The sequence below is a fragment of the Streptomyces sp. NPDC000941 genome (assembly GCF_053599555.1).
Window position 1 is genome coordinate 1 of record NZ_JBSFMM010000329.1, and the last position, 9395, is coordinate 9395.

Here is a 9395-nt window from a genome sequence, read left to right on the forward strand (position 1 = left end):
GGGTTCCGGTGGACTATGCCTCGCACACCTCGCATGTCGAGCGTATCGAGGAGAAGCTGGCCGGGTTGCTGGCGGGCCTCGAACCGCAGCCGTCCAGGATCCCGCTGTACTCCACGGTGACGAGCGCGGTCATCGACACGGCCGGCATGGATGCCGCGTACTGGTACCGCAACCTGCGCCAGACGGTTCGTTTCGAGGAGACCATCGGCACCGCCCTGGAGGCAGGGGACGCCGTCTTCATCGAGGTGTCCGCGCACCCGGTCCTGGCCGTCGGGGTGGAGGAGACCGCTGAGGCCCGAGGTGCGGAGGGCACGGTGGCGCTCGGCTCGCTGCGCCGTGACGAGGGCGGCCTGGGCCGCTTCCTGACCTCCCTCGCCGAGGCCTATGCCCAGGGCGTGGCCGTCGATTGGACGCAGGCATTCAAGGGGGCCGGGCCCGTGCGGGTGGACCTGCCCACGTACGCCTTCCAGCGCAAGCGGTACTGGCTGGACACCTCCGGCGTCTCGGGCGGCGCGGGCGCGGCTTCCGGCCTCGGGATCGACTCCGCGGAGCACCCGTTGCTCGGCGCCGCCGTCGAGCTGCCGGACTCCGAAGGCGTCGTGTTCACGGGCCGGCTGTCGCTCCGTACGCACCCGTGGCTCACAGACCACGCGGTGGGCGACACCGTGCTGCTGCCTGGCACCGCGTTCGTGGAACTGGCCATCCGCGCGGGCGACGAAGTCGGCTGCGATGTGGTCGAGGAGCTGACGCTCCAAGCCCCGCTGATCCTTCCCCAACGCGGCGGTATACAGCTGCGGCTCACGGTCTCCGAACCGGACGAGACCGGCCGCCGCGCACTGAGCGTCTACTCGCGGCGCGACGTGGAGACCGCCCACGAGCCCTGGACGTGCCATGCCACCGGAGCGCTGGCGGTCGGCGCGCCCACCGCGTCGTGGAACCTGGCGGCGTGGCCCCCCGCGGGCGCGACCGCCGTGGCGACCGACGGGCTGTACGACGCGCTGACCGAGGTCGGGCACGGCTACGGGCCGGTCTTCCAGGGTCTGCGCGCGGCCTGGCAGCGCGGTGAGGAGATCTTCGCGGAGGTCGTGCTCCCCGAAGACCATCAGTCGGAAGCCACCCGCTTCGGTGTCCACCCGGCCCTGCTCGACTCCGCGTTGCACGCCGTCGGGCTCGGCATCGTCGCCCCGGAGGCCGCACGCGACAGCGGCGCCGAAGCGCCCAGGGCTCGGCTGCCGTTCGCGTGGCGCGGAGTGTCCCTGTACGCCGCGGGCGCCGCGCTGCTCCGGGTGGCCCTGACGCCGGCCGGCCCGGACGCGATGACCGTGGCGGTCGCCGACGGGACCGGAGCCCCAGTGGCCAAGGCCGAGTCCCTCGTACTGCGCCCCGTCGACCCACAGCAGTTCGGCGGCGCCCAGGGCGGTCGGCACGATTCGCTCTTCCACATCGAGTGGATCAGCCGACCGGTGTCCGGCGACGCCTTCGCCCCGACCACCGCTCGCTGGTCACTGGTGGGCGACGACCGCCTCGGCCTGGCGGCAGCGCTGAGCGGCACCCGGGTTTCGGCCAAGCCGTACGAGGACCTGGCCTCGCTGAGTGACAGCCTTGCGGAGGGTGAGCCCGCCCCCGAGATCATCCTGGTTAGCTGCGCGCCGCAGATCGAGGCCACGCCGGGGGCCACGGCCGACGCCGCGCGCGGCGCGGTGCACCAGGCCCTCGCTCTGGCGCAGCAGTGGCTGGCCGCGGACCAGCGGTTCGCCGAGTCGAGGCTGGTCGTGGTGACCCGCGGCGCGGTGGCCACGCGGACGGGCGAGGACGTACGAGACCTCGCGGCGGCCCCGGTGTGGGGTCTGCTGCGTTCGGCGGAGTCGGAAAATCCCGGCCGCTTCGTCCTCCTGGACACCGACGACTCGCAGCCGTCCTGGCAGACCCTGCCCGCGGCGGTGGCGTGGGCGGTGGCCCAGGACGAGTCGCAGGTGGCGCTGCGCGACGGCGAGGTACGGGTGCCGCGCCTGGCACGGGTCCCGATCCCGGCCCGGACCGACGAAGCGCACACGGAGCCCGCAGCGGGCGCGTTCGGCTCGGGAACGGTACTGATCACGGGCGCGACCGGAACGCTGGGTGGCGTCTTCGCCAAACACCTGGTCGCCGAGCACGGTGTGCGCCGACTGCTGCTGGTGAGCAGGAGCGGGCCCGCCGCCCAAGGCGCCGGCGAACTGGTGGGACAGCTCGCCGAGCTCGGGGCCGACGCCACCGTGGCGGCATGCGATGTGGCCGATCGCGCGGCGCTGGCAGAACTCCTCGCCTCCGTACCGGCGGAGCATCCGCTGACCGGCGTCGTGCACACCGCCGGTGTGCTGGACGACGGGGTGATCTCCTCCCTGACCTCGGACCGCGTCGACCAAGTGCTGCGCCCCAAGGTGAACGCGCTGGTCCATCTGCACGAGCTGACGCGTGACCTGGACCTTTCGGCGTTCGTGTTCTTCTCATCGGCCGCCGCGACCTTCGGCAGCGCAGGGCAGGGAAACTACGCCGCGGCCAACGTGTTCGGCGACGCACTCGCCCACCACCGCAGGGCCCAGGGGCTGCCCGCGGTCTCGCTCGGCTGGGGCTTCTGGGCTCAGAGCAGCGGCATGACCGGCGACCTCACCGACGCCGATATACAGCGCATGGCGCGCGGCGGCATGACCCCGCTGCGCACCGCGAAGGGCCTTGAACTGTTCGACACCGCCCAAAACCTCGATGAGGCACTCATGCTGCCCATGCAGTTGGAGGCCGCCGCGCTGCGCCGCCCGGTCACCGCCGACGCCGTTCCCGCGATGATGCGCGGCCTGATCCGCGTACCGGCGCGGCGCACGGCCGAGGCGGGAGTGGTGGGCGGCGATTCCACGCTCAAGCAGCGGCTCGCGGGCCTCTCCGACACCGAACGGGAACGCGCGCTGCTGGACCTCGTTCGCGTGCAGGCCGCGGCCGTGCTGGGATTCGCCACACACGACGCGGTGGATCCCGGGCGAGGCTTCCTGGAAGTCGGATTCGACTCGCTTACGGCGGTCGAACTCCGCAACCGTCTGAACGCCGCCACCGGGCTGCGGCTGCCCGCCACCCTGATCTTCGACCACCCCACGCCCCATGCGCTCGCCACATTGCTGCGCACGGAAATCCGCCTGGACGGGGTCGAGGCCGGGCCCTCGCTGGTCGAGGAATTCGACCGGCTGGAGTCGGTGCTGTCCGCCGTAGCTGTGGGCGCGGACGACGACAAGCGCGTCGAGATCATGGTCCGGATGAAGGCACTCATGGCCAAGCTCGGTGGCACGGAGGGAACCACCGCCGACCTTGATGACGACGGGGATCTGGACGATGCGACGGATGAAGAGCTGTTCAGCGCTCTCGAGAACGAGCTGAGGAAGTCCTGAATCACATGACCATGACCATGACCATGACTGTGGCCGTGACCGTGTAGCCCGCACAGACCGTGCCGATAGTGCACAACCGATGATTCGCCCGATGTTTTCGCAGCGTTCGCCGATTTTGTGAGGAACTGATCCCGAATGGCCAGTGAGGATAAGCTCCGCGCCTACCTCAAGTTGGCGACCACCGACCTCCGCCAGACTCGTCGACGGCTGGAGGAACTGGAAGCCAAGGAGTCCGAGCCCATCGCGATCGTGGGCATGGGCTGCCGGTATCCCGGTGGCGTGGCTTCACCCGAGGAACTGTGGGACCTGGTCGCCACCGGCACCGACGCCGTCTCCGACTTCCCGGTGGACCGTGGCTGGGACGTCGAGAACCTGTACGACGCGGATCCGGACCGGCAGGGCAGGAGCTACGTGCGGGAGGGCGGTTTCCTGCACGACTCCGCCGACTTCGATCCGGCGTTCTTCGGTATCTCGCCGCGCGAGGCGTTCGCGATGGACCCGCAGCAGCGGCTGCTGCTGGAGACGTCCTGGGAGGCCCTGGAACACGCGGGCATCGACCCGCACTCCGTACGGGGCACCAAAGCTGGTGTCTTCGCCGGCGTGATGTACAGCGACTACGTGTCCCGGCTGAAGGTGGCCCCTGAGGGTTTCGAGGGCTATCTGGGCAATGGCAGCGCGGGCAGCGTCGCGTCGGGACGTATCGCTTACACCCTGGGGCTCGAGGGGCCTGCGGTCACGGTGGACACGGCCTGCTCGTCTTCGCTGGTGGCCCTGCATCTGGCGGCCCACGCGCTGCGTCGCGGTGAGTGCACGCTCGCCTTGGCCGGCGGTGTCACCGTGATGTCGTCGCCGATGGCGTTCGTGGAGTTCAGCCGCCAGCGCGGCCTTGCGCTCGACGGGCGCTGCAAGTCCTTCTCGGACGCGGCGGACGGCGCCGGTTGGGCCGAGGGCGCGGGGATGCTGCTGCTCGAGCGGCTGGCCGATGCGCGGCGGAACGGGCATCCGGTGCTTGCGGTGGTACGGGGTTCAGCGGTGAACCAGGACGGCGCAAGCAGCGGTCTGACGGCGCCCAATGGTCCAGCGCAGCAGCGGGTGATCCGTCAGGCATTGGCCGGCGCCGGACTCTCGGCCGCAGAGGTGGATGTGGTGGAGGCGCATGGTACGGGGACGACGCTGGGCGATCCGATTGAGGCGCAGGCGTTGTTGGCGACGTATGGGCAGGGGCGGGGTGAGGGTCGGCCGTTGTGGTTGGGGTCGTTGAAGTCGAATATCGGTCATGCGCAGGCGGCTGCGGGTGTGGCTGGTGTCATGAAGATGGTGCTGGCGATGCGGCATGGGGTGTTGCCGCGGACGTTGCATGTGGATGAGCCGTCGCGGCAGGTTGAGTGGTCGGCGGGCGCGGTTGAGCTGTTGGTGGAACAGCGGGAGTGGCCGGGGGGTGAGCATCCGCGGCGGGCGGGTGTGTCGTCGTTCGGTGTGAGCGGGACGAACGCGCATGTGATCCTTGAGGAGGCGCCTGCGGTTGAGGCGGAATCTGAGGAGCCGGTGGCGTCTGTTGTGATGCCGGTGGTGCCGTGGGTGGTGTCGGGGCTTGGTGCGGGTGCGTTGCGGGGGCAGGCGGGGCGTTTGTTGTCGCGTGTGGAGCGTGATGGGGGGCTTTCGCCGGTTGATGTGGGGTGGTCGCTGGCGTCGGGGCGGTCGGCCTTCGAGCATCGGGCTGTGGTGCTGGGTGAGGGCCGGGATGATCTGCTGGGCGGGCTTGGCGCGTTGATGCGAGGTGAGGATGCGCCGGGTGTGGTGATGGGGCCGGCGGAGGGGGCTGGGCAGGGTCGGTTGGCGGTGTTGTTTTCGGGGCAGGGCAGTCAGCGGGTGGGTATGGGTCGTGAGCTGTATGGCCAGTATCCGGTGTTTGCGGGGGCGTTTGATGAGGTGTGCGGGCTGTTGGACAAGGAGCTTGCGGGACACGACGAGCGGTCCGTTCGCGATGTGATCTTCGGTGATGATGCCGATCTGCTCGGCCAGACGGTGTATACGCAGACCGGTCTGTTTGCCGTTGAGGTGGCGTTGTTCCGGTTGGTCGAGTCGTGGGGCGTGGTACCGGAGTTTGTGGGTGGGCATTCGATCGGCGAGATCGTGGCGGCTCATGTGGCGGGTGTGTTCTCGTTGGAGGATGCGGTGCGGCTGGTGGCGGCGCGCGGGCGGTTGATGCAGGCGTTGCCCGCCGGCGGGGCGATGGTTGCTGTCCAGGCGGCCGAGGATGAGGCGGTGTCGCTTCTGGCCGATTATGGCGATCGGGTTGGTATTGCTGCGGTCAATGGTCCGACGTCGGTGGTGGTCTCCGGCGATGAGGAGGCGGTCCTTGCTGTGGCGGAGGCGCTGCGGGGGCAGGGCCGTAAGACGAAGCGTCTTGAGGTGTCGCATGCGTTCCATTCGCCTCGTATGGACGTGATGCTGGATGACTTCTACGCCATCGCCGAGACCCTGACCTACGCTGCGCCGCGTATTCCGGTCGTTTCCAACGTGACGGGCAAGCTGGCCACGTCTGGTGAGCTGGTTTCGGCTGATTACTGGGTGCGGCATGTGCGTCAGGCTGTTCGTTTCGGTGAGGGCATGGCGAGTCTGGCCGAGCAGGGCGTGTCCGTGTTCCTTGAGCTGGGTCCCGATGGCGTGTTGAGCGCGATGGGTGCGGAGTCCGTGGCCGATGGGGTGTTCGTTCCTGTGTTGCGGGCGGGGCGTCCTGAGGTCGAGTCGTTGCTGTCGGGTGTTGGGCAGGCGTGGGTGCGGGGTGTGGCTGTGCGCTGGGCGGAGGTGTTTGCCGGTGCGGGGGCGTCGCGGGTGGATCTGCCGACGTATGCCTTTCAGCGGGAGCGGTTCTGGCTGGATGCTCCTGTTGAGGCGGTTGTGGTGGATGAGGTGGAGGCGCGGTTCTGGGAGGCGGTGGAGCGGGAGGATCTGGAGTCGCTTGCTTCGACACTTGAGCTCTCGGACAGCGAGCAGCTCGGTGTCGTCCTGCCTGTGTTGTCATCGTGGCGGAGGGGGCGGCTGGAACGGTCCCGGTTGGACGGATGGCGCTACCGGATCGGCTGGAAGCCGGTATCGGTCGAGTCGTCGGCGATGCTGTCGGGGACGTGGTTGCTGGCTGTGCCCACTGGTTTGGCCGAGGACGCGTGGGTCGCCGACATCGCTCGGGGGCTTGAGGCGCGGGGGGCTGTGGTGCGGCGTCTTGTGGTGGAGGCCGATGGTGACCGAGTAGGTGTGGCGGAGGCTGTGGGTGAAGGCCCTGCGTTCAATGGGGTGTTGTCGTTGGTGGCGTTGGACGAGACGTTGTGCGGCGGTGTCCCAGTCGGCCTGATTGGCACGTTGGGGTTGGTGCAGGGGTTGGGCGATATCGGGGTGGCGGCGCCATTGTGGGTGATGACGCGTGGTGCGGTGTCGGTCAGCGATTCGGAAGCGCTGCTGAGTGCGGTGCAGGCTCAGGTGTGGGGTCTGGGCCGGGTGGTTGGTCTGGAGCATCCGGAGCGTTGGGGTGGTTTGGTCGACCTGCCTGAGTCGTTCGACGAGCGGGCTGCGGATCGGCTGGTCGGTGTGTTGACGGGTTCTGGTGGTGAGGATCAGGTGGCGGTGCGTTCGGCCGGTGTCTTCGGCCGCCGCCTGGTGCGTGCCGGCGGCGGTGGGGAGGTTGGCAGGGAGTGGCGTACGAGTGGTACGGCCCTGGTCACCGGTGGTACGGGCGCGCTCGGTGGGCATGTGGCGCGTTGGCTGGTGTCGCGTGGCGCGGAGCACCTCGTACTGACCAGCCGCCGTGGTCTCGATGCCCCGGGTGCCGAGGAGCTCGCGTCGGAGCTGGTGGGCCTGGGGGTGAAGGTTACGGTCGCCGCGTGCGATGTGTCCGACCGGATGGCGTTGGCGGCGCTGCTGGACTCGATTCCCGCCGAGCATCCCCTGACGACGGTGATCCACGCGGCCGGTGTGCTGGACGACGGTGTGATTGAGTCGCTGACTCCTGACCGCTTCGCGGGCGTGCTGCGTGCCAAGGCTGATGCCGCGCTCAACCTGCACGAACTGACCAAGGACCTCGATCTCTCGGCATTCGTCATGTTCTCCTCTCTGGCGGGTCTGATCGGTGGCGCCGGGCAAGGCAATTACGCCGCCGCGAATACCTTCCTGGACGCCCTCGCGCAGCAGCGCCGTGCGCTCGGTCTGCCCGCCACCTCCGTGGCCTGGGGGCCCTGGGCCGAGGCCGGGATGGCCGTGGATGGCGTGGGCGAGCAGCGGATGCAGCGTGGCGGGCTGACCGCGATGAGGCCAGAGGACGCGATCGCCGTATTGGGCCAGGTGCTCGACCGTAACGACGGTGGCGTCGCGGTGGCCGATGTGGACTGGGAGCGGTTCGCGCCGGCCTTCACGGCTGTCCGTAGGGCGCCGCTGATCGGCGAGATCCCCGAGGTCCGCAATGCTCTGACGGGGGCGAACGCGACTGCCATGGCGAGTGAGACTGACACCGCGCTCCGCGACAAGCTGGCAGACCTTAACCCAGCCGAGCGGGAGAGGGCGCTGCTCGAACTGGTCCGTACCCAGGTGGCGGCCGTGCTCGGACATGCCAACACCGAAGCGGTCGCCGCCGGACGGGCCTTCAAGGAGCTCGGCTTCGACTCGCTGACCGCTGTCGAGCTCCGTAACCGTCTCCAAGCGGCCACCAACCTGACCCTTCCGGCCACGCTGGTCTTCGACTATCCGACACCGAACGCCCTCGCCGACACTCTTCGGGACCGGATGTTCCCCGACAGTGACGACGAAGCTGAATTGACGCCTCAGGACGTCCGCGTTCGGCACGCGTTGGCCTCAATTCCCCTGGCCAAGCTCCGGGACGCGGGGCTGATGGAAGTCCTGTTGCAACTCGCCGACTTCTCCGAGGAGGTCTCCTTGCCGAGCGGCGAAGACCGCCAGGAGACCATCGACTCCATCGACTCCATCGATTCCATGGACACCGAGAGCCTGCTTCGCATGGCGTTTGAAAACACTGATTCCTGAAGTGCTTGAAATGTGGAGCTGGCGATGAACACGTCTCCTGAGAAGATTCTCGAAGCACTGCGTGCGTCCCTCAAAGAGAACGAACGGCTGCGGCAGCAGAACCGGAAGATCGCGGCCGCAGCGCACGAACCGATCGCGATTGTGGGCATGAGCTGCCGTTTCCCTGGGGGAGCGAGTTCCCCGGAGCAGTTCTGGGACCTGCTGGCATCGGAGACTGACGCGGTTTCGGAATTTCCGATGGATCGGGGTTGGGACGTGGAGAATCTCTACGACCCGGATCGCGAACGCTCGGGCACCTCCTATGTGCGGGAGGGCGGCTTTCTGTACGGGGCTGCGGACTTCGATTCGGCGTTCTTCGGAATCTCGCCGCGTGAGGCGGCAGCGATGGATCCGCAGCAGCGGTTGCTGCTGGAAATCTCGTGGGAGGTCTTCGAGCGTGCGGGCATCGATCCGGCTTCACTGAAGGGCAGTCGTACCGGTGTCTTCGCCGGTACGAACGGCCAGGATTACGCCTCTCTGTTCCAGCATGCGCCGGAGGGGCTTGAGGGGTACCTCGGCACGGGCAGCGCGGCCAGTGTCGTCTCGGGCCGGCTCTCGTATTTCCTCGGCCTTGAAGGCCCCTCCGTCACAGTCGACACAGCATGTTCGGCGTCGTTGGTGACGATGCACCTGGCCGCTCAGGCACTGCGCCAGGGCGAGTGCTCACTTGCCCTGGCGGGCGGGGTGACCGTGATGTCCACCCCGGTGGCCTTCGTGGAGTTCAGCCGTCAGCGGGGGCTTGCGGCTGACGGCCGCTGCAAGGCCTTCGCGGAGAGCGCGGACGGCACGGGCTGGGGCGAGGGGGCGGGGGTGTTGCTGCTGGAGCGGTTGTCCGATGCGCGTCGGAATGGGCGTCGGGTGTTGGCGGTGGTGCGTGGTTCGGCGGTGAATCAGGATGGTGCGTCGAATGGTTTG

Annotated in this window: 3 protein-coding genes; all 3 read left to right on the forward strand. The window is 68.7% G+C overall.

What is annotated here, in order from left to right; translation table 11 throughout:
• The coding region (locus ACWDSL_RS49665) for an SDR family NAD(P)-dependent oxidoreductase (RefSeq protein ID WP_450495904.1) at positions 1-3410 on the forward strand (3410 nt) is incomplete at its 5' end.
• 135 nt (positions 3411-3545) lie between these two features.
• Entirely contained in the window at positions 3546-8441 is a 4896-nt protein-coding gene (locus tag ACWDSL_RS49670) for a type I polyketide synthase (RefSeq protein ID WP_450495906.1), read from the forward strand.
• Positions 8442-8465: 24 nt separating this feature from the next.
• Positions 8466-9395 (forward strand): beta-ketoacyl synthase N-terminal-like domain-containing protein (locus ACWDSL_RS49675; protein ID WP_450495908.1); only part of this gene is annotated, 930 nt, incomplete at its 3' end.